General features: G+C 69.5%; 19 protein-coding genes. 9 read left to right on the top strand and 10 right to left on the bottom strand.

Annotation, left to right across the window (positions count from 1 at the left end; translation table 11 throughout):
- Positions 1-71: 71 nt before the first annotated feature.
- On the bottom strand, positions 72-1295 hold the full coding sequence (locus tag BOX37_RS11205; RefSeq protein ID WP_071927590.1) for a DUF418 domain-containing protein: 1224 nt from the start codon (positions 1293-1295) through the stop codon (positions 72-74).
- 261 nt (positions 1296-1556) lie between these two features.
- Between BOX37_RS11205 and BOX37_RS11200 the strand changes: the two genes are divergently transcribed.
- The 7 genes from BOX37_RS11200 to BOX37_RS11170 all read left to right on the top strand — a co-directional run bounded on the left by BOX37_RS11200 (position 1557) and on the right by BOX37_RS11170 (position 9213).
- Positions 1557-2543, top strand: coding sequence for a zinc-binding dehydrogenase (locus tag BOX37_RS11200; RefSeq protein ID WP_071927589.1), 987 nt, complete (start codon positions 1557-1559; stop codon positions 2541-2543).
- 170 nt (positions 2544-2713) lie between these two features.
- Entirely contained in the window at positions 2714-3937 is a 1224-nt protein-coding gene (locus tag BOX37_RS11195; protein WP_071927588.1) for a cytochrome P450 family protein, read from the top strand.
- Positions 3938-4062: 125 nt separating this feature from the next.
- Positions 4063-5199 carry an ABC transporter ATP-binding protein gene (locus tag BOX37_RS11190; protein WP_071927587.1) on the top strand — a complete coding sequence of 379 codons (1137 nt, stop codon included), beginning with the start codon at positions 4063-4065 and terminating at the stop codon, positions 5197-5199.
- Between the two features lie 31 nt (positions 5200-5230).
- Positions 5231-6601 carry an ABC transporter substrate-binding protein gene (locus BOX37_RS11185; protein WP_206045803.1) on the top strand — a complete coding sequence of 457 codons (1371 nt, stop codon included), beginning with the start codon at positions 5231-5233 and terminating at the stop codon, positions 6599-6601.
- Positions 6598-7464, top strand: a complete 867-nt coding sequence (locus BOX37_RS11180) for a metallophosphoesterase (protein WP_071927585.1) — start codon at positions 6598-6600, stop codon at positions 7462-7464. The genes BOX37_RS11185 and BOX37_RS11180 overlap by 4 nt, the downstream gene beginning before the upstream one ends.
- 2 nt (positions 7465-7466) lie before the next feature.
- Positions 7467-8411 (top strand): carbohydrate ABC transporter permease, encoded by a 945-nt coding sequence (locus tag BOX37_RS11175; protein WP_156910727.1) that lies wholly within the window; start codon positions 7467-7469, stop codon positions 8409-8411.
- Entirely contained in the window at positions 8401-9213 is an 813-nt protein-coding gene (locus BOX37_RS11170) for a carbohydrate ABC transporter permease (protein ID WP_071927584.1), read from the top strand. The genes BOX37_RS11175 and BOX37_RS11170 overlap by 11 nt, the downstream gene beginning before the upstream one ends.
- A 13-nt stretch (positions 9214-9226) precedes the next feature.
- On the opposite strand, the gene BOX37_RS11165 is transcribed toward BOX37_RS11170, so the two are convergent.
- From BOX37_RS11165 to BOX37_RS11145, 5 genes are all read right to left on the bottom strand, one after another.
- Positions 9227-10144, bottom strand: a complete 918-nt coding sequence (locus tag BOX37_RS11165) for a LysR family transcriptional regulator (RefSeq protein WP_071927583.1) — start codon at positions 10142-10144, stop codon at positions 9227-9229.
- 107 nt (positions 10145-10251) lie between these two features.
- Entirely contained in the window at positions 10252-10920 is a 669-nt protein-coding gene (locus tag BOX37_RS11160) for an O-methyltransferase (protein WP_071927582.1), read from the bottom strand.
- A 63-nt stretch (positions 10921-10983) separates the two neighbouring features.
- Positions 10984-11988 (bottom strand): hypothetical protein, encoded by a 1005-nt coding sequence (locus BOX37_RS11155; protein ID WP_071927581.1) that lies wholly within the window; start codon positions 11986-11988, stop codon positions 10984-10986.
- A complete protein-coding gene (locus BOX37_RS11150) occupies positions 11985-12317 on the bottom strand; it encodes a type VII secretion target (RefSeq protein ID WP_071927580.1) in 333 nt (110 codons plus the stop codon). Before BOX37_RS11150 ends, BOX37_RS11155 begins: the two co-directional genes overlap by 4 nt.
- Before the next feature lie 116 nt (positions 12318-12433).
- Positions 12434-12973 (bottom strand): YbaB/EbfC family nucleoid-associated protein, encoded by a 540-nt coding sequence (locus tag BOX37_RS11145; protein WP_071927579.1) that lies wholly within the window; start codon positions 12971-12973, stop codon positions 12434-12436.
- A gap of 261 nt (positions 12974-13234) precedes the next feature.
- On the opposite strand from BOX37_RS11145, the gene BOX37_RS11140 reads away from it, so the two are divergent.
- Positions 13235-14545, top strand: coding sequence for a lipase family protein (locus tag BOX37_RS11140; protein ID WP_084759544.1), 1311 nt, complete (start codon positions 13235-13237; stop codon positions 14543-14545).
- A gap of 48 nt (positions 14546-14593) precedes the next feature.
- Here the strand turns inward: BOX37_RS11140 and BOX37_RS11135 are convergent, their stop codons facing one another.
- Genes BOX37_RS11135 through BOX37_RS11125 form a run of 3 tightly spaced genes read right to left on the bottom strand, consistent with a single transcriptional unit; the run spans position 14594 to position 16972 of the window.
- Complete coding sequence (locus tag BOX37_RS11135) at positions 14594-16315, bottom strand: urease subunit alpha (RefSeq protein WP_071927577.1); 1722 nt, start codon at positions 16313-16315, stop codon at positions 14594-14596.
- Positions 16316-16348: 33 nt separating this feature from the next.
- Positions 16349-16660, bottom strand: a complete 312-nt coding sequence (locus tag BOX37_RS11130) for an urease subunit beta (protein WP_071927576.1) — start codon at positions 16658-16660, stop codon at positions 16349-16351.
- A 9-nt stretch (positions 16661-16669) separates the two neighbouring features.
- Positions 16670-16972 carry an urease subunit gamma gene (locus BOX37_RS11125; protein ID WP_071927575.1) on the bottom strand — a complete coding sequence of 101 codons (303 nt, stop codon included), beginning with the start codon at positions 16970-16972 and terminating at the stop codon, positions 16670-16672.
- Between the two features lie 237 nt (positions 16973-17209).
- On the opposite strand from BOX37_RS11125, the gene BOX37_RS11120 reads away from it, so the two are divergent.
- A complete protein-coding gene (locus BOX37_RS11120; protein WP_071927574.1) occupies positions 17210-17800 on the top strand; it encodes a 3'-5' exonuclease in 591 nt (196 codons plus the stop codon).
- Positions 17801-18154: 354 nt separating this feature from the next.
- Here BOX37_RS11120 and BOX37_RS11115 read toward each other — a convergent pair whose 3' ends face one another.
- On the bottom strand, positions 18155-19471 hold the full coding sequence (locus BOX37_RS11115) for a ferredoxin reductase family protein (protein WP_071927573.1): 1317 nt from the start codon (positions 19469-19471) through the stop codon (positions 18155-18157).
- Between the last annotated feature and the right edge of the window lie 157 nt (positions 19472-19628).

Raw genomic sequence — 19628 nt, 5'->3', positions numbered from 1 at the left:
GCTACCGGCGGCGGGCACCTCCGGCCGGAAACCGGGCGGGAAGCCGCCGGCAGCTCGACCAGCCGGATCCGTCAGCTGTTCGAGGTCGGTGACTGTTCAGCGGGCCGACGCCAGGGCGGAATGCTCAGGTAGGTCGCCGCGCGCAGCACCCATTCGACCGGTCCGTACGGATGACGGCGCAACCACCAGGCACTCAGTGCGAGTTGTGCGGCGAAGGTGAGCAGGCCGATCGCGATCACACCCAGCGGGGCGATGTCGTCGGCCAAGGCGAAGCCATACCCGGTGTAGACCACCATGAGAACGACCGATTGCCCGATGTAGTTGGTCGCCGCCATCCGTCCCGCGGGTGCCAGCAGTCCGGTGGCACGGGCGGTGCGGGCGGAGTGAGCGGCCAGCACGATGGCGGCGATGTAGGCGAAGGTCATCGCCGGGTTCACCAACTGCTGCAGTCCGGTGATCAGCGAGGGGGCGTTCCACCACGACATCTTGTCGGCGAAGGTCAGCGCCGAGATCGGCAGTCCGAGACCGAGACCGATCACCAGGAAGCGCGGCGCCCAGCGACGCAGCGTGTCCGCGTCGTCGAAGAGGTTGCGTTTGCCCGCGGCCATGCCGATCAGGAACATGCCGAGGCTCGGCACGCCCTGGGTGATCCAGATGACCAGGAGGAAGATCGGCGCGAGACCGGCCTGGGCGTCGAAGGTCTCGGCGAAGCTGCCGGTGTAGCCGGCCGAGATGGCAGGCAGGTCGAGGAACTGGCCGAGCGCGAGAATGCTGCTGTTGTCGCCGGGGAGGAAGGTCCACGCCGACCAGAGTGTGTACAGCAGCACACCGGTGATCACCGCGGTGCGCGGTCGCAGTTTCCGCAGGGTGATGAGGATCAGACACAGGAACGCGTACAGCGTGAGGATGTCGCCGATCCACAGCAGCCAGACATGCATCATGCCGATCACCATCAGCGCCGCGCACCGCCGCAACAGCCGACGCGTCGGCGCGATCCCCGCGCGCTGAGCGGCCGCGATCTGCAGCGTGAACGAGTAGCCGAACAGGAACGCGAACAGCAGATAGAAGCGCCCGGTGAAGAGGGCGTCGACCGCCGCGCGTACCACCTGGTCGACGGCCCCGTCGAACTGCGAGACCGGTTTGTCCTTGGAGCCGACCACCGACCACAACGTGGTGGCCACGATCGCGTTGGTGATCAGGATGCCGAACAGGGCGAGCCCGCGCAGCATGTCGACCTCGGCGATACGGCTACCGGAAACGGGTGCGGTCGAACGGGTTCCGAGTGCGTCGGCCATGAAGATCAGGGTAGGGATGCCGCGGCGGCGGGGACATCCACCAGCTGGGGGATTTCCGCGCCGAACACCCCTACTCACGCGTCAGTCCTGCGGCGTATTGACATCGCGGTCCAGCGCTGGTGACCGAGCTCGACGAACTCGGACACGACGGCGCCGGAGAGAAGCGAGGGTCAGCTCGCCTGAGCGACCGCTTCGCCCCGCAGTGCCACAATGGAGGGCGAACGTGCTCGGGCGGGACTCGTAACCACCACGGAGGCGGACATGCAGGCTGTTGTCATCGACCGGTTCGGCGATCCGAAGGACGTGCTCACCGCGCAGGCGGTGCCCACCCCAGAACCGGGGCCGGGTGAGGTGCGGGTGGCGACGACGCTCTCGCCGATCCACAACCACGATCTGGCGATCATCCGCGGGGTCTACGGCTACAAACCACCACTGCCCGCGATCCCCGGCACCGAGGCGGCCGGTGTCGTCGACGCGATCGGCCCCGGTGCCGACCGGCTCGAGGTGGGCCAGCGGGTCGCGGTCGCCGGTACCCGCGCGGCCTGGGCCGATTTCTTCCTCACCCGCGCCGAGCAAGCCGTCCCGATGCCGCCGTCGGTGCCGGACGAGACCGCCTGTCAGCTGCTGGCCATGCCCCTGAGCGCGCTGATGCTGCTCGACGATCTGCGCGTGGAACCCGGCCAGTGGATCACGGTGAACGCCGCCAACGGCGCGGTCGGCCGCCTGGTGAACCTGTTCGCCCAGCAGCGCGGCGTGCGGGTGCTCAGCCTGGTCCGCGGCGCCGCCTCGGTCCAGGCGCTCACCCAACTCGGCTACGGCCCGGTGGTCGACGCCGAAGCGCCCGGCTGGGCCGAGCGGGCCGCCGAGCTCACCGGCGGCGAACCGATCGTGCGGGCCGTCGATCAGGTCAGCGGCCAGGCGGCGGGCGCGCTCATGTCCCTGCTGGCTCCGCGCGGTGAACTGATCTCCTTCGGCGCGCTGTCGGGCAAGCCGCTCGTCATCGACACCGGCGCCGTCATCTTCAAACAGGCTGTGGTGAAAGGCTTCTGGGGCCAACAGCGCAGCGCGGAGATCGACCGGGCCGACTACCTCCGCCTGGTCACCGAACTCGTCGGCCTCGCCGCCGACGGCACCCTGCGCCTCGACGTCCAGGCCGAATTCCCCCTCGACCAGGCCGCCGAAGCCGCCGTCACTTCCGAAACCCCCGGCCGCAACGGCAAAGTGGTCCTGCGCGCCGGCGCCCGCTGACCCTGATCACCATGCGGCGAGTAGCGCCGCCAAGGCAGGCCACCCGGTCGCCACCAGGGCCGTTCGACGGCGAACATCGACGCACGCGTCGACGATCGCTGACGAATCATGTTTCGCGGCAGTCTTTTTCGGAATCGGAGTACCCGGTGCGAGTCGGTACCGTCGATGGTATGGCCGACCTCTCCGCTCCCACCCGCATCGAGTCCATCGGCGCCGACTTCTTCGACGATCCGCACGCCCACTACCGCCGCTGGCGTGCCGACGGACCCGTGCACCGGGTCCGCTTCCCCGACGACGTCGTGCGGTGGGTGGTCGTCGGCTACCCCGAGGCCAGGGCCGCGCTGGCCGATCCACGCCTGCGCAAGGACATGGCGAGCGCCGCCGCGATCCTGGACAACAAGCGGCAGGTGCCGCCGACCGATCCGCAGTCGCTGGCCCTGCTCACCCACATGCTCAGCACCGACCCGCCGGGTCACACCCGGTTGCGGAAACTGGTGAACAAGGCGTTCACCACCCGCCGGGTCGCGGCGCTGCGCCCGCGCATCGAGGAGATCACCGAAGCGCTGCTCGAGGCGATGGCCACCGCCGACGAGGTCGACCTCATGGACACCTTCGCCAATCCCCTCCCGGTGACGGTGATCTGCGAACTGCTCGGCGTGCCGTTCGCCGACCGCGACGACTTCCAGTCCTGGACCAGGTCGCTCATCGGTGTGCCCGGCGAAGCCGACGAGGAGCGTTCGGCGGCCGCGGCGGCGATGACCCGCTATCTGTCGAATCTGGTGCGCGCCAAACAGTCCGAGCCTGCCGATGATCTGCTCTCCCAGCTGACTCTGACCGACGACGACGGGGACCGCCTCACCGATCCCGAACTCGTGGCGATGGCGTTCCTGCTGCTGGTCGCGGGCCACGAGACCACCGTCAACCTGATCGGCAACGGCGTGTACGCGCTGCTGCGCGACCCCGAGCAGTGGGCGGCCCTGCGCGCGGACCCCGAGGCTGTCCCGGCCGCGGTGGAGGAGTTCCTGCGTTTCGACGGCCCGGTGGACATGGCGACGGTGCGTTTCACCGCGGAACCGGTCACGATGGGCGGCACCGAGATTCCCGCGGGCGAACTGGTCTATGTCGCCCTCTCGGCCGCCAACCGCGACCCGGCCCGCTTCCCCGAGCCCGACGCGCTGACCATCGACGGCCCGACCGCGGGGCATCTCGCCTTCGGCCACGGCATCCACTTCTGCGTCGGCGCCCCGCTGGCCCGGCTCGAAGCCGACATCGCCTTCACCCTGCTCCTGCGCCGCTTCCCCGCACTGCGCCTGGCACCCACCGCCGACACCGCCCGCTGGCAGACCAGCACCCTCATCCGCGGCCTGCTCGACCTGCCCGTCCTGCTGCGCTGACGCCGGTCCGCCGATCCGTTCGCCACCCGCCTCGATCGGCCGATCGGCATCGACTATCGCCACCGCATCCACCCGCTGCGCCCCTCGACACTGAAGCCACGAGTCCACCGGTGTGAAGGAGCGACGTGGCCCGGCTACAGGTCGACGCGGTATCGAAACGATTCGACACCGCCTATGCGGTACACGAGGTGAGCCTCGACATCGCCGACGGGGAATTCCTGGTCCTGCTCGGTCCGAGCGGATGCGGTAAATCCACGCTGCTGCGGATGATCGCGGGACTGGAGGAACCGAGCGCGGGCCGCATCCTGGTCGACGGCGTCGACGTCACCGACGCCGCGCCGCAACGCCGGGACCTGGCGATGGTATTCCAGAGTTACGCGCTGTATCCGCACCTGTCGGTGGCGCGCAACATCGGGTTCCCGCTGCGCGCACGGCGCAGGCCGCGTGCCGAGATCGCCCAGCGAGTGGGCGAGGTGGCGGCGACGCTGGAACTCTCGGCGCTGCTCGATCGTCGTCCGGTGGCACTGTCGGGTGGGCAGCGGCAGCGCGTCGCGTTGGCCAGGGCCATGGTTCGCGATCCCGGTGCCTTCCTGATGGACGAGCCGCTGTCCAATCTCGACGCCAAACTGCGCAGCGCCACCCGCGCCGAACTGATCGCGCTGCACCAGCGCCTCGGCGCGACCTTCCTCTACGTCACCCACGACCAGATCGAGGCGATGACGATGGCCACCCGCATCGCCCTGCTCAACGAGGGCCGGGTCGAGCAGTGCGGCACCCCGGCAGAGCTCTACGACCGGCCCCGCTCCACCTTCGTCGCGGGCTTTCTCGGCGCGCCGCCGATGAATCTGTTCCCCGCCGTCGTCACGGTGGGCGAGGACGGGCTGCACGTGGTCGCCGACGGTGTCGACGCGGCCCTCGACATCGCCGCACCGGCAGACGAATCCGGCACTCGCGCCGTGATCGCCGGCATCCGCCCCGAACGACTGCGCGTCGACCTCGGCGCGACCGCGATCCGCGGACGGGTCCGGATGGTGGAGAACCTCGGCAGCGAGGAACTCGTCCACCTCGACACGGGCCCGACCGAACTGTGCCTGCGCACCCCGCGCCCCGCGAAGGTCAGCGTGGGCGAGGACATCGCGTTGCGGGTCGACCCCGCCGACATCCACCTGTTCGACCCGGACACCGGCCTGCGCCTGAGTTGGCAAGCGTCGCACCCGGAGCCGACCCCGAGTACCGACTCGACCGCTGTACCCGTCGCCTGATCTTCCGCACCACCCGATGAGGAGAACCACCATGAAACGCACGCTGCCCGTTCTGGGCGTGGTGTTCGCCACCGCCGTCGCGCTCAGCGGCTGCGGGCTGGGCGGCACCGAGGCCACCGACCCCGCTGCGACCGCGCAGATCCCCGAGCTCGCCCCCGACCAGCAGGTCGACATCACCTTCGAGTCCTACAGCTACGGCGTCGCCGGCGCGTGGACCGAGACCTTCGACGAGCTCATCGGCGAGTTCGGCGAGAAGTACCCCAACATCAAGGTCACCGCTCAGAAGCCCCAGGGCAACAGCCCCAACCCGGCCACCGACACCATCTCCAGCATCCAGAACCAGCTGGTCGCCGGCACCCCGCCCGATGTCGCCCAGCTCGGCTTCAGCGACCTGGACTTCACCATCAACCAGCTGCGGGCCAAGCCGCTCGACACCCTGGTCGGCGCGGACGAGGTGGCCGCCAACTTCAACGGCTCCCCGCACGCCTACGCCCCGCGGGCCCGCACCCTCGACGACTGGGAGGGCCACACCTACGGTGTGCCGTTCGTGTTCTCCACGCCGGTGCTGTACCTGAACGCCTCGCTGTTCACCGAGGCCGGTCTCGACCCGGCGAACGTTCCGGCCACCTGGGCCGAGGCCGCCGAGGCCGCCAAGACCATCACCGACCGCACCGGCAAGGGCGGGGTGTACATCGACTGCCTCACCAAGACCGCCAAGGACTGGTGCTTCCAGTCGCTGGTGCGCTCCAACGGCGGCCGGGTCATCGCCGAGGACCGCAGCACGCTCACCTACGCCGAGGCGCCCGCCGTCGAGGTGACCCGGATGGCGCAGGATCTGGTCAACGCGGGCAGCATGCCCAAGCTCAACCAGAAGCAGGGCTACGAGGCGTTCGCCCGTGGCGAGATCGCGATGATGCTCGAGACCAGCGCGCTGCAGAGCCTGTTCGTGAGCGGCGCCAAGGACAAGTGGGACCTGCGTTCGGCGCCCATGCCCGGCTTCGGCAGCAAGCCGATCGTACCCACCAATTCCGGTGCGGGCCTGCACATCCTGTCCGACGATCCCGCCAAGCAGCGGGCCTCCTGGGAGCTGATCAAGTTCCTCACCAGCGAGGAGTCCTACATCAAGATCGCCACGAAGATCGGCTACCTGCCGCTGCGCACCGGACTGCTCGACCAGTCCGACGGGCTGAAGGACTGGGCCGAGGCCAACCCCTTGCTGAAGCCCAATGTCACCCAGCTCGCCACGATGGAGCCGTGGGTATCGATGCCGGGCAACAACTACCTGCAGATGCGCGACGGCATGATGGACGCGGTCGAGGCGGTCGTGTTCCAAGGCAAGGACGCGCAGTCCACCCTGTCCGCGGCCCAGGCCGAGGGCAACAAACTCCTGCCGACGACATGAGCGCCCGCAGCGAGCTGACCATCGTCCAACTCACCGACACCCACCTGCGTCCAGCTGGTGAACTCCTGCGCGGCGCGGTCGACACCCACGCCAATCTCACCCGCGTGCTGACCCTGCTGCGCGAGGCGGGCCGGCCCATCGACGCGCTGGTGCTCTCCGGTGACCTCACCGACGACGGCTCCCCCGAGGCGTACCGGCGGTTGCGCGAAGCCGTCGAGCCGGTCGCGGCCGAGCTGGACGCCCAGATCGTCTACGCCATGGGCAATCACGACGAGCGGGTGGCCTTCGCGGTCGAACTGCTCGACCGCGAGCCCGGCACGGTCGATCCCGACCAACCACACGACCAGCACACCGAGATCGACGGCTTGCGCGTCATCACCCTCGACAGCACGACACCACACCGCCACGACGGGTATCTCGAGCCCGAGCAATTGGTGTGGCTGGCAGCGCAATTGCGCGAACCTGCCCCGCGCGGCACCCTGCTGATCCTGCATCATCCCCCGCTGCCGTCCTCGGTCCCGGCGACCGATCTGCTCAAGCTCGACAATGCCGACGAGCTGGCGGCCGTGGTGGCGGGCACGGATGTCCGGATGATCCTGTGCGGGCACAACCACCTGACCGCCGCGGCCGCACTGGCCGGGATCCCGGTGTGGATCGGGCCTGCGCTGGCCTATCGCCTCGATCCGATGGCACCGGTGGGCAGGCAGCGCGGCTTCTCCGGATTCGGTTACAGCCGCGTCGATCTCGTCGGTGAGACGATCCTGGCCACCGCGATCGAGGCCACCCCGGCCGAGGCGGTCTACGACCGGGCCGAGGACGAGATCCTGGACCAGATCGTCGCCCACGTGGCACAGGCGCGGTGACAGTGTTCGTCCTCGACGAGACTCCGGCGCCGGTCCGTACCGATGCGGCCTCCACGGCGCCTCGGTTCACCCGGCGCCGGGTCGCCCGGCTCGCCGCGCCCTATCTGTATCTCGCCCCGGCGATTGTGCTGCTGGTGGTGTGGACCTATCGACCGCTGGCCCAGGCGGTGCAGCTGTCGACCTACTCGTGGAACCTGCTGCCGACCGCTCCGATGATTCCGGTCGGCACCGCCAATTACGCCCGGTTGCTGGAGCTTCCGTCGTTCTGGTCGTCGCTGGGCCGCACCGGCGTGCTCATCGGCGCCCTGCTGCCGTTCACCGTGGTCCTGCCGGTGCTGATCGCCCTGGCGAGCAGGCGGATCCTCGGCCGGTCCCGCACGATCTACCAGGCGCTGATCTTCGCCCCGTTCCTCATCGCCCCCGTGGCGACGGCCGCGGTCTGGCGGTGGTTGCTCCATCCCGGCTCCGGTTTCGTCGACCAACTGCTCGGCACCGGGCACAACTGGGTCTACGACGCCTCCACCGCGCACCTGGTGATCATCGTGATCACCGGCTGGCAACTGCTCGGCTTCGCGGTGCTGGTGGTGTGGGCCGGGCTGGCCGGAATCAGCGGCGACTACGGTGAGGCCGCGCAGGTCGACGGCGCCTCCCCTGGCCAGATCCGGCGCTGGATCACCCTGCCGCTGCTCTCGCCCACCCTGGTGTTCTTGGTGCTCACCACCGTCCTGCTCACCCCGACGCTGACCTTCCCGCTGATCGACTCGATGACCCAGGGCGGCCCGTCCCAGTCGACCACCAACATCTACTACCTGCTGTGGGACTACGCCTTCCGCTCCTTCGACGCCGGCCTGAGCGCCGCGGCGGGTGTGCTGCTGTTCGTCGGGTTCGGAGTGCTGGCGGCGGTACTGGTCTGGATCTCGGAAAAGGTTGCCTTCCATGATGATTGAGCGTTTGCGTGGAGTGGGCAGCCATCTGCTGCTCGCCGGGACCGCGCTGGTGTGCGCGTTCCCGATCTACTGGCTGTTCGCGACCGCGCTGCGCAGGCCGCAGGACGTGACCTCACTGTCGCCGGTGCCGTGGCCGCTGTCGATCGACAACTTCCTCGACGCCGCCGACAAGGTCGACGTCCTCGGCCTGATCGCCAACACGTTCTTCGTGGCGATCCTGTCCGCGACCGCTCAGCTGCTGATCGCGCTGCTGGCCTCGTATGCCTTCGCGGTGTACACCTTTCCGCTGCAGCGGGTGCTGTACCTGGCCTTCGTCGGGATCTGGCTGGTGCCGTTCCAGGTCACCATGCTGCCCAACTTCATCCTGCTCACCCAGCTCGGACTGATCAACACGTTGATCGGCGTCGTGCTGCCGACGATGTGTTCGGCGTTGGCGGTGTTGCTGCTGCGCCAGCACATGGCGGCGTTCCCCAAGGAGCTCATCGCCGCGGCGCGGATCGACGGCCGCTCGTCGTGGTCGATCCTGTGGACGGTGGTGGTGCCGAACCTGCGGCCCGCCCTCGCCGCGCTCGGCATCCTGCTGTTCATCAATTCCTGGAACGAGTACTTCTGGCCTGCGGTGGTGTTGCGCCAGTCCAATTCCGTGCTCCAGCTGGGCCTGCGCAGTTTCATGGGAACCGAGGGCGATCAGTGGGGTCCGATGATGGCGCTGGCCGGGCTGGCCTGCCTGCCGGTGCTGCTGTTGTATCTGGTGCTGCAACGCCAGATCGTCAATGCCTTCGTCCGGTCGGGACTCAAATGAGTCGTCGCGGGGCTCAGGCCGTGAGGACCGGCAGACCGCGGGCCGCGTCGAGGCAGTCCAGGAACAGCGCGACCGCGGGGTTGGGGTCCTCGGCGCGCCACACCGCGTACACGTCGAGGGTGGGGACCGGGTCGAGCAGCTTCACCGCGACCGAGCTGCTGTGTGCCTCGCCCATCCCCTCCGCGATCGCCCGCGGCAGCGAGGCGAAACCCACCAGCGGGCGCACCGACACCATGTGCGCGGTGGCACCGGGATCATCGGCCGAATGGGTGACGGTGAGCGTGATCCGGGTCGCGGCGGCCGAGCGCAGGATGGCGTCGTACATCGCCGGACACTGCTCGCGCGCGAACAGCACACACTGCTGGTCCTGCAGTTCGGCGAACGGCACCGCGGCCCGCTCGGCCCAGCGGTGCCGCTTACCCACCACCGCGACCAGCGGAATCCGGTGCAGCACTCGGCGATATCGGAACTCCGCGGTGGCGGGGTGACCGTAGACCAGCGCCACATCCAGGGAGCCGTCGGCCAGCGCCGCCAGCTGCGGGCCGGTGCGCTTCTCCCACAGCGTCACTCCCACATCGGGATGACGTTCGGTCAGCCGAGTCAGCGCGTCGGGCAGGATGTGCCTGCTCGCGGGCAGGTTGTAGCCGATGCTCAGGCTGCCCGCGCGGCCCTCGGCGGTGGCCTTGGCGACCTGCGCGGCCCGGTCGAGCTGGGCGACGATCTGGCGGGCCTGCACCTCGAACTCCCGGCCCGCCGGCGTCAGGCGCACCTCGTGGGAGGTGCGGGCGACCAATTGCACGCCGAGCGAGCGCTCCAGTTTCTGTAGCTGCGCGCTCAGGCTCGGCTGGGTCAAGTGCAGCCGCCGCGCGGCGCGACCGAAGTGCAGTTCCTCGGCGATGGTGATGAACGAGACGAGGTGTCGGAACTCCATGACGCGGCTCCTTGTCGAATGCCTCCACGCTATCGACGGCGGATAACCCGTGGTGAATCACCGATGCCCCGCAGTCGCCCCCGAGGTGTCCGCCGCGTGAAGCGTGCTCAGGAAGCGGGCCCGTTGACGATCGCGTAGGCGAATCCGTCCCAGCCCTTGGCACCGACCGTCTGGACCACCGTCGCGTCCAGACTCGGTTCGGCGGCGAGCAGTTCGATCAGTTCGCGGCTCGCGCGCACGTTCGGGTCGTCGGACTGCTCGTCGACGACCGCGCCGCCGCGCACGACATTGTCGACGATGATCACCGAGCCCGGCCGGGTCAGGCGCAGCGCCCACTGCACGTAGTTGGAGTTGTTCACCTTGTCGGCGTCGATGAACACCAGGTCGAACGGTTCGGTCGCATCCTCGGCGACACCGGGCAGGGTGTCCAGCGCCGCGCCGACCCGGATGTCGACCCGCGCGCCGACACCCGCGCGGTCCAGGTTCTCGCGCGCGACCTTGGCATGACGCGGCTCGAATTCGAGGGTGACGACGAGTCCACCGTCGCCGACCGCGCGCGCCAGCCACTCGGTGCTGTACCCGCCGAGCGTGCCGATCTCGAGTACTCGCCGCGCACCCGCCGTGCGGGCCAGCAGATTGAGCAGCTTGCCCTGCGGCGGGGAGACGTCGATCGCGGGCAGCCCGGCCTCCGCGTTGGCCGCCAGCGCGGGCGAGCCCTCGGTACCGACGAGAGTGTCAACGACATAGGAATCGACATCAGCCCAGGTATTGGTCATGCGGGCAAGTCTGCCACCGCGGTCCGGTCGGCGCCGGATTCGGCACCGCCCGATTGCCGTCGCTCACACCCCGGCCGCGGCCGTCTGCGCCTCGTAGACACCGCGGATGATCTCCTTGGCTGCACCGGCGAGCGCCTTGACGTCGACGAGTTCCTTGGCCATGGTGATCAGCAGCTGCGAGACGGTCATGCTCGCCATCGAGATGTCGAACAGCGCTCGCGCGATCAGCGCCGGAGTGGCGGTGCCCGCGGAGGCGATGAGCAGCGCGGTGATCTCGGCCAGCATGCCAGCCAGCGAGCTGAGCACCTCGGTGATCACCCCGCGCACCGCCTCGACGATGCGCAGCATCGCGTCGTTGACCTTCGCCAGCGCCTCGGCCAGTGCGGCCTTCTCGGCGATGCTCGCGGCCAGTTCCGTCGCCTTGGCGCGGTAGGCGTCTCTGGCGGCGCCGATCCATTCGGCGGTGCCCTGCTCGATCTGGGTCGCCCACTGCTGCGCCACGTCGGTGAGCCGCTGGGCGATAGCGGTCCACGAGGCCGAATACGCCTCGACCATGTCGGGGTTGCCCGCCAGCGAGTCCAGCGTCTTGCGCAGCGGCTCGACGTGTTCGAGCATCCAGCTCATCAGCTGGCTGCCGAGGAAGTTGAACGGGTCGAACTTGGCCAGCGTGGAGCCCTTGGCGATGGCCGTGCCCATCTTGGCCAGCTCACCCCACTGCCCCGCCGTCCCGGCGGCGCTGGTGATGGCGGCGATCTTGTCGGTGATCGAGGAGTCGCTGGTGAAGGCGTTGACCAGGTTCGACGCGCCTTCGAAGGTGTCACCGGCGAGGGTGCCCTTCATGATTCCGCCGTCGGCCGCGTCCTCGCCGTCGGCCAGGCTGGTGCGGCCGACGTTGCGCAGGAAGGGGTTGGTCTCCTGGTAGTACTCGTCGCGGAAGTCGGTGCCGTCCGCGATCAGGTCGTTGGCGGGCGCGGGGGCGTCGTCGAAGGTGTCGAGGTCTTCGCCGGGCACCCACACCCCGGACTCGTTGAGGAACGATCCCAGCTCTGTCTGTTCGGCCACGGTCACACCCGCTCCGCGATCTCGGCCGCCTTGGCGGCGATGTCACCGGCGAAGGAACCGTCGCGGTTCTCGAAAGCGTCCGCGGCGGTGCGCAGTTTGCCCGGCATGGCACCGGTCAGCTCGTCGAGGGTGGTGAGGGCCTCGGTGATCGAGTCGTGCAGGTCGGTCAGCGTCATGGCGGCGTAGGGGCGCACGAGCATCCCGTAGCCGTCATCGGCGTGAGCGAGATAGCTCGCGGCTTCCAGGGCCCCGGCCAGGTCGACGGCCACCGCACCCACCTTCGCCGCGTGGGCGCGAATCGCACCCGGCTCCACCTTGATCTGCTGGCTCGTCATTCGCCGTCCCCACTCTCTGCACGGCCGCCGCGGCGGCGGATTTGTTCGAGTCGACTGGTTGGACGCGCGTGGGGGCCGTTCGGTTCCCACGACTGTGCGACCGGTACCGCGTGGACTTACTGCAGCCAGGATCTGCGCTGGTAGAACAGGTCTTCCTCGGTCGGTTCCTCGGGAGCGACCACCCGGTCACGATCGGGCTTGCGGGTCGCGAGCACATCGGACGCGGTAGCGGCGGGCCACGGCGCGGCGGGCGGGGTCGGGGGCGGCGTGGGGCCCTGCTCGGCCGGCGTCGGCTCGGGATCGGGGAATCGCTCGGCGTACTGGCCCACGATGGCCTCACCCGCCTCGTCGGTGCCGACCAGGTCGTGCACCAGCCCGGTGACGCGCTCGCGCAGCCGGGCCTGGGCGCGGCGCGTGCACGCCATCAGCTCGCCGGCCACCGCGGCCGGGTCCATCCCGCGGACCGCGGGCGCCAGCGTGACGGCGGTGGTCACCCCGTTCGCGTCGACGGTGACACCGATTCGCCCGTCGGCCGAGGTCTCGGTGACGCTGACCTCGCTCATCCGACCGTGCAGCGCCTGGTACCGTTGCGCTTTACGCTCCAGGTCCTCGGCCCAGCGCGACAGTTCGTCGGCGGCGTTGTTCAGGTTGTCCATCGACCCCTAGTCCCCTCCTGCCGGCGCTCCCGGCGTTCCACGGTCAGGGCCGCATCGCTCCCGCCCCGCTCAGCTCGGCGCCGAGCGTACCCGACCCGGATCGCACGCCAGGACTCCCGGCGCCCGTCCCTTAATTGCCCCGACAGTAGTAACGATGTTACCGTTCCGGGGTCGCAGACCGGTGACACGCATCACGGCTGGTTGATACTGCGACGCAGCGCACACCCGCGCACCGACGTTGTGACATCAATGGAGAGTTGCATGCGAAGAACACGATCGCTGGCCCGCCTGGCGACAGTGACGGCACTGGTCTGTCTGGCCGCGGCGGCCGGACACGGCGTCGGCGCCGGACAGGCGGCGGCCACACCGGTCGGCGCGTTCTACACCCCGCCCGCGCAGATCCCGCAGGAGCCGGGCGCGATCGTCAAGACCCAGCCGATGACGATCCTCGCGACCGCACCGACGGCAGCCGGATGGCCGACCCAGGCACAGCACGTCATGTACACCTCCCGGTTGCAGGATGGTTCGCCCGTCGCGGTGACCGGCACCTACATCGAGGCGTCCAACCCGTGGCAGGGTCCGGGTCCGCGGCCGACCGTGGTGATCGGTCCCGGCACCTCTGGTCAGGCCGACCGGTGCGCGATGTCGGTGGCGTTCTCCACCGGCGTCTCGGTGACCGCGGATCCGGCGCTGGGACTGTCGGCCAATCAGGAGCTGCCGGCCTCGGCGGTGTGGAGCGCGCTCGGCGCCCGCGTGCTGGTCACCGACTACATCGGCCTCGGCACCCCGGGAATCCACACCTACGCCAACCGATTCGAGAGCGCACACGCGGTTCTCGACGGTGCCCGCGCCGCCAACACTCTCGGCGGGGTCGGACCCGAGACGCCGGTGGTCTTCTGGGGCTACTCGCAAGGTGGTGGGGCCACGGCCGCGGCGGCGGAGCTGCAGCCGCAGTACGCGCCGGAGCTCACGGTCAAGGGCACCTGGGCGGGCGGCCCGGTCGCCGATCTCTCGGCGATCCTGGAACTCATCGACGGCGCGCTGATCGGCGGCGCCATCGGCTACGCGGTCAACGCCATGCTCGCCCGCTATCCCGAGCTGGGCCGCGCGATGGACCGGGTGATCACGCCGCAGGGCCAGGACACGCTCGCGACACTGAGTGAGACCTGTGTGGCCGACCTGATCTTCCGCCACCCGTTCCTGGAGACCAACACGCTGACGGTGGACGGGCGTTCGCTCAGCGAGCACCTCGGCGACATCCCCGAGGCCGCACCCGTGCTCGCCGAGCTGCGCCTGGGCAGCCGGGCACCGGTCACGCCGGTCCTGATCACCAGCGGCCGCAACGACGACACCGTCCCCTACGGTCAGGCCCGCCGCCTCGCCGAGGAGTGGTGTGGTCAGGGCGCCGCCGTCACCTTCCGCACCAACGAGCTGCCGCCGATCCTGCCCGGCACCACGATTCCCAACCACTTCGGTCCCGAGCTGATCGATGCTTTCGGCCAGGACAACGCGATCGTCTACCTGCTCGACCGGCTCGCCGACAAGCCGATCAGCGGCTGCACGTTCGACTGATCCCACCAACGACAACGCCGCCGACCACGTGGTCGGCGGCGTTCGTCGTCAGAACAGGAAATAACGCTGCGCCATCGGGAGTTCGGTGGCGGGCGCCTCGGTCCAGACCTCGCCGTCGACGCGGACAGTGAAGGTGTCGGGGTCGACCTCGATGTTCGGCATGGCGTCGTTGTGCGGCATGTCCGCCTTGGTGACCCGGCGAACGTTCTTGACCGGAACCAGCTTTCGGCGCACGTTCAGCCGGTCGGCCAGGCCGTCGGCGATGGCGTGCTCGGAGACGAAGTGCAGCGACGTGGCCGCGGCGGCCGGGGCGGCGGCGCCGAACATCGGGCGCGGCAGCACCGGCTGCGGGGTGGGGATGGAGGCGTTGGCGTCACCCATCGCGGCCCAGGCGATCATGCCGCCCTTGAGCACCGCGTGCGGGCGCACACCGAAGAACGCCGGTTCCCACAGCACCAGGTCGGCGAGTTTGCCGACCGCCACCGAGCCGATCTCGTCGTCGAGGCCGTGCGCGATGGCCGGGCAGATGGTGTATTTGGCGATGTAGCGCTGGACCCGGGCGTTGTCGGCCGCGCCGTCGCCGGGCAGCGCGCCGCGGCGCTTCTTCATCACGTGCGCGGTCTGCCAGGTACGCATGACCACTTCGCCGATGCGACCCATGGCCTGGGAGTCCGACCCGATCATCGAGATCGCGCCCAGATCGTGCAGCAGGTCCTCGGCGGCGATGGTGGACGGCCGGATCCGGGATTCGGCGAAGGCCAGGTCCTCGGGGATCGACGGGCTCAGATGGTGGCACACCATCAGCATGTCGAGATGCTCGTCGAGGGTGTTGACGGTGTGCGGCCGGGTCGGATTGGTCGAACTGGGCAGCACGTTGAGATGCGAAGCGACAGTGATGATGTCGGGCGCGTGGCCGCCGCCGGCACCCTCGGTGTGATAGGCGTGGATGCCGCGGCCCGCGATGGCGGCGAGGGTGTCCTCGACGAACCCGGCCTCGTTGAGCGTGTCCGAGTGCAGCGCCACCTGCACCCCCGCCGCGTCGGCGACGGTCAGGCAGGCATCGATCGCGGCCGGGGTGGAGCCCCAGTCCTCGTGCAACTTGAAACCCGATGCGCCACCACGCAATTGCTCCCACATGGATTCCTGGCTGACCGTATTGCCCTTACCGAGCAGCACGATGTTCATCGGCCAGTGGTCGAGCGATTCCAGCATCCGGGCCAGGTGCCAGGAGCCAGGGGTGACGGTGGTGGCCTTGGAGCCCTCGGCGGGGCCGGTGCCGCCGCCGACCAGGGTGGTGATGCCACCGCCGAGCGCCTCCTCCATCAGCTGCGGACAGATGAAGTGGACGTGACAGTCGATGGCGCCCGCGGTGAGGATGCGGCCGTTGCCCGCGATGATCTCGGTCGACGGACCGACGACCAGGTCCGGGTGCACACCCGACATGGTGTCGGGGTTGCCCGCCTTGCCGATGCCGCAGATGCGGCCGTCGCGGATGCCGACGTCGGCCTTGATGACGCCCCAGTGGTCGACGATCACCACGCCGGTGATGACGGTGTCGGGAGCACCGTCGGCGCGGGTGGCGCGCGACTGGCCCATCGATTCGCGCAGCACCTTGCCGCCACCGAAGACGGCTTCCTCACCGGCCAGACCGGGTCCACCGCTGCGGTCCTCGGTGATCTCGATCAGCAGGTCGGTGTCGGCGAGGCGGATGCGGTCGCCGGTGGTCGGCCCGAACAGTTCGGCGTAGCGGGCACGGCTCAGTTCGCTCATCGGCTCTCTCCCGGAGTGCGGATCGGGTGGGTGTCAGGCATCCAGGCGCCCCGGCGGGTTCGGGCTGATGCCGTAGACCTCGCGGGTGCCGCCGAGCGGGACCAGGGCGACGCGTTGCGGCAGCCCTGGTTCGAAGCGCACCGCCGTCCCGGCAGGGATGTCGAGGCGATGGCCGTGCGCGGCGGCGCGGTCGAAGTCGAGCGCGGCATTGGCCTGGGGGAAGTGCACGTGGCTGCCCACCTGCACCGGCCGGTCGCCGGTGTTGACGACATCGAGCTCGACGCGGATCGCGCCCGCGTTCAGTTCGATCGTGCCCTCGGCACAGAGATACTCACCGGGAATCATGGCCCTCGCCTATCCGATCGGGTGGTGCACGGTGACGAGCTTGGTGCCGTCGGGGAACGTCGCCTCGACCTGCACGTCGTGGATCATCTCCGGCACACCGTCCATCACGTCGTCGCGGGTCAGCACCGACCGCCCCGACGACATCAACTCGGCCACCGTCCGCCCGTCCCGCGCTCCCTCGAGCACGTGATCGGTGATCAACGCGACCGCCTCCGGATGATTGAGCGCGAGTCCCCGCGCCTGCCTCCGGCGCGCCAGTTCGGCCGCGTAACTCAGAAGCAGTCGTTCCTGCTCGTGCGGCGACAAGCGCATCGATTCTCTCCTCGGCGGGGGTCGTGGTCGGTGAGCGACATTCTGGCATGTCCCCCTGTCGGGCGCCTGTCCAGTGCCGTCGCACACACCCGGTCCCGGTCGCTGATGGCAGGCCCGCCGGGGCCGCCGGTGGCAGCAGGCCTGCCAAGGGGTCGATCCGATCGCGCTGCTGCGAGATCTCGGTGTCCGGAGAAATCCGGTGGAGGGCGGGTGGGTCGAGGACGTAGCGTCGGGTGCATGAACACACCGGCCGGACTGCTCAATGTCGTCGATGTGGAGGCGACCTGCTGGGCGGGGCCGACGCCGCCGGGGCAGGTGAACGAGATCATCGAGGTGGGGATCACCGTGGTCGATCTCGGGACCCGAGCGCGGGTGAGCAGGCATGGGATTCTCGTGCGGCCCGCGCGGTCGCGGGTGAGTGAGTTCTGTACCGAGCTGACCGGGCTCACCCAGGAGCAGGTCGACGCCGGGGTGGATTTCGCCGAGGCGTGCCGGCTGTTGGCGACCGAGTTCGAGGCCGGGTCGCGGCCGTGGGCGAGCTGGGGCGACTACGACCGCAAGCAGTTTCGCGCCCAGTGCGCGGCGACGGCGGTGCGATATCCGTTCAGTGGGCGGCACACCAATGCCAAGCAGGTCTTCACCGAGTCCTACGGGTTGCGCAAGCGGCCGGGCATGGCAGCGGCGCTGCCACTGGCCGGGTTGACGCTGGTGGGGCGCCACCATCGGGGCGAGGACGACGCCTGGAACATCGGGGCGCTGGTGGTCGACGTCCTGGGCCGTGGTGATTGGCGGGTGACCACCGACGAGACACATTCCGCGTCACGGTGACACCCGGCCGGATGGCGTGCTCCACACCCCGGCCCAGTCCCAGTCCCAGTCCGGTCTCGACCGTGTCGACGACCTGACCGACGACCGCGGCGATGACCGCGCGCAGGGTCGACTCCGCCACGCCGACGGCACCGAGCACCCGCACCGCCGCCTCGACGATCTGCCCCTCGCGCTCCGCTGCCTTGACGTAGACCACCTGTTCCTCCTGGTTCCGCCGATCGAGTGGCGCACGCGGCGGCGACCGGAGGCTTCGGTCAGTTGGTCGCGAGCGCGAACCAGGTCGCGGCGGCGAGCAGGACGAGCGCGATCACGACGACCGCGCGGGTGGTGTAGATGTGGCGCACGATGCTCCGTTCAGACGAAGTTGAAGCGCTCGGTGTGGATGCGCTCGGCCGGGATGTCGAGGGCGGCGAGCGCGTCCTCGACGGCGGTGACCATCGGGCCGGGACCGCAGATGAAGTATTGGCCGCGCCGGTGACCGGGCGGGAGGTGCCGTGCCAGCATCGCGCGATCGATGAAACCGTGCTCGGCATCCCACTCGGCGGGCGCACGCTCGGGCACGAGGACGAAGGTGAGGTCCAGTTGTGGTGCGAGCGTCAGGATCTCGTCGTGGAGCGTGGCGTCGTCGAAGGAGCGCACCGCGTACAGCAGCAGCACCGGGCGTCGGTCACCGCGGTCGGCCATGGTGCGCAGAATGCTGGTCATGGGCGTGATGCCGACACCGCCCGCGATGAGGACGAACACCGCGCCTTCGTGGCGATCGGGGCTGAACACCCCGTGCGGCCCGTCGACGTAGGCGCGGGTGCCCGGCGCGATCGCGCCGACCGTGGCGGTGAAGTCGCCGAGCGCCTTGATCGTCATCTCGACGCGCTCGCCGCCCTCGGCGCTGGAGGAGAACGAGAACGGGTGGGCGGTGATCGAGAACGCCGACCGGTCGACGACCAGCCAGCCGAACTGCCCCGGCTCGAACCGGAATCCGGCATGACCGACGGGCCGCATGCGCAGGGTGTGCGCGTTCCCGCGCTCGGCGACCACCTCCTCGATCGCCCACGGCCTGCGCATCCGTGCGATCGGCCGCACGACCCGCACCCACAGCAGCAGCGCCACCAGGCAGACGGTCATCACCACCCACAGCCACTTCTTCCACGGCTGATCGAGGTAGTAGCCGACGAGCAGCATGTGGGCGAGCGCGAACGCGACGACCAGCACCGACAGACTCCCGTGCAGCACGTGCCACACCTCGTAGCGAATCCGCAACCGCCGCCGCCAGATCGAGGTGGCGACCACGATCAGCAGCAGCACCGTCGCGGCCACCGCGAACCGCGCCCGCGGCGGCGCCTGCGCGAGATTCAGCAGTCCGATGATGTCGGTCCCCGCGATCTGCAGCAACACCGGATGGGCCAGCACGAAAGCCAGTGCGACATAGGACACCTGGCGATGGAACTGGACCAGCGCGTCCTCGCCGAAGGGCGCGGCGACCGCCTGGAACCGGGCGACCAGCGCGAATTGCATGCCCAGCATCGACATCCCGAGGAACCCCAACGCGACGGAGAACTCCGTCAGGAACCCCCGCCCCGGCTCCGCGATCCCGATGACCGCGAAGATCAGCGGCACCACCGCCACCGCGAGATACAGCCCCAGCCACGCCACCCCACGAAGGATCAGCGACATCGGATTCCTCCCGGCTCCCCCGGCGTCGCGACCCGACCGCCCGCACGCCACGAAGCTCGCTCCGAATGGAGTGTCGCCGAGGCGGATCTCGCCGCCATTCGTTCCTCTTCGCCGCGCCGAGATGTCCGACCTAGCCGAGCTCGAATGGCCGTACTGT

This window comes from Nocardia mangyaensis, assembly GCF_001886715.1.
Taxonomy (GTDB): Bacteria; Actinomycetota; Actinomycetes; order Mycobacteriales; family Mycobacteriaceae; genus Nocardia; species Nocardia mangyaensis.
This window is presented reverse-complemented; position numbering and strand designations above follow the sequence as displayed.

What these genes read in the sequence shown, in the direction of transcription:
- BOX37_RS11205 (WP_071927590.1), bottom strand. Translation starts at nt 1,295, where the DNA reads ATGGCCGACGCACTCGGAACCCGTTCGACCGCACCCGTTTCCGGTAGC.
- BOX37_RS11200 (WP_071927589.1), top strand. Translation starts at nt 1,557, where the DNA reads ATGCAGGCTGTTGTCATCGACCGGTTCGGCGATCCGAAGGACGTGCTC.
- BOX37_RS11195 (WP_071927588.1), top strand. Translation starts at nt 2,714, where the DNA reads ATGGCCGACCTCTCCGCTCCCACCCGCATCGAGTCCATCGGCGCCGAC.
- BOX37_RS11185 (WP_206045803.1), top strand. Translation starts at nt 5,231, where the DNA reads ATGAAACGCACGCTGCCCGTTCTGGGCGTGGTGTTCGCCACCGCCGTC.
- BOX37_RS11180 (WP_071927585.1), top strand. Translation starts at nt 6,598, where the DNA reads ATGAGCGCCCGCAGCGAGCTGACCATCGTCCAACTCACCGACACCCAC.
- BOX37_RS11170 (WP_071927584.1), top strand. Translation starts at nt 8,401, where the DNA reads ATGATGATTGAGCGTTTGCGTGGAGTGGGCAGCCATCTGCTGCTCGCC.
- BOX37_RS11165 (WP_071927583.1), bottom strand. Translation starts at nt 10,144, where the DNA reads ATGGAGTTCCGACACCTCGTCTCGTTCATCACCATCGCCGAGGAACTG.
- BOX37_RS11160 (WP_071927582.1), bottom strand. Translation starts at nt 10,920, where the DNA reads ATGACCAATACCTGGGCTGATGTCGATTCCTATGTCGTTGACACTCTC.
- BOX37_RS11150 (WP_071927580.1), bottom strand. Translation starts at nt 12,317, where the DNA reads ATGACGAGCCAGCAGATCAAGGTGGAGCCGGGTGCGATTCGCGCCCAC.
- BOX37_RS11145 (WP_071927579.1), bottom strand. Translation starts at nt 12,973, where the DNA reads ATGGACAACCTGAACAACGCCGCCGACGAACTGTCGCGCTGGGCCGAG.
- BOX37_RS11140 (WP_084759544.1), top strand. Translation starts at nt 13,235, where the DNA reads ATGCGAAGAACACGATCGCTGGCCCGCCTGGCGACAGTGACGGCACTG.
- BOX37_RS11135 (WP_071927577.1), bottom strand. Translation starts at nt 16,315, where the DNA reads ATGAGCGAACTGAGCCGTGCCCGCTACGCCGAACTGTTCGGGCCGACC.
- BOX37_RS11130 (WP_071927576.1), bottom strand. Translation starts at nt 16,660, where the DNA reads ATGATTCCCGGTGAGTATCTCTGTGCCGAGGGCACGATCGAACTGAAC.
- BOX37_RS11125 (WP_071927575.1), bottom strand. Translation starts at nt 16,972, where the DNA reads ATGCGCTTGTCGCCGCACGAGCAGGAACGACTGCTTCTGAGTTACGCG.
- BOX37_RS11120 (WP_071927574.1), top strand. Translation starts at nt 17,210, where the DNA reads ATGAACACACCGGCCGGACTGCTCAATGTCGTCGATGTGGAGGCGACC.
- BOX37_RS11115 (WP_071927573.1), bottom strand. Translation starts at nt 19,471, where the DNA reads ATGTCGCTGATCCTTCGTGGGGTGGCGTGGCTGGGGCTGTATCTCGCG.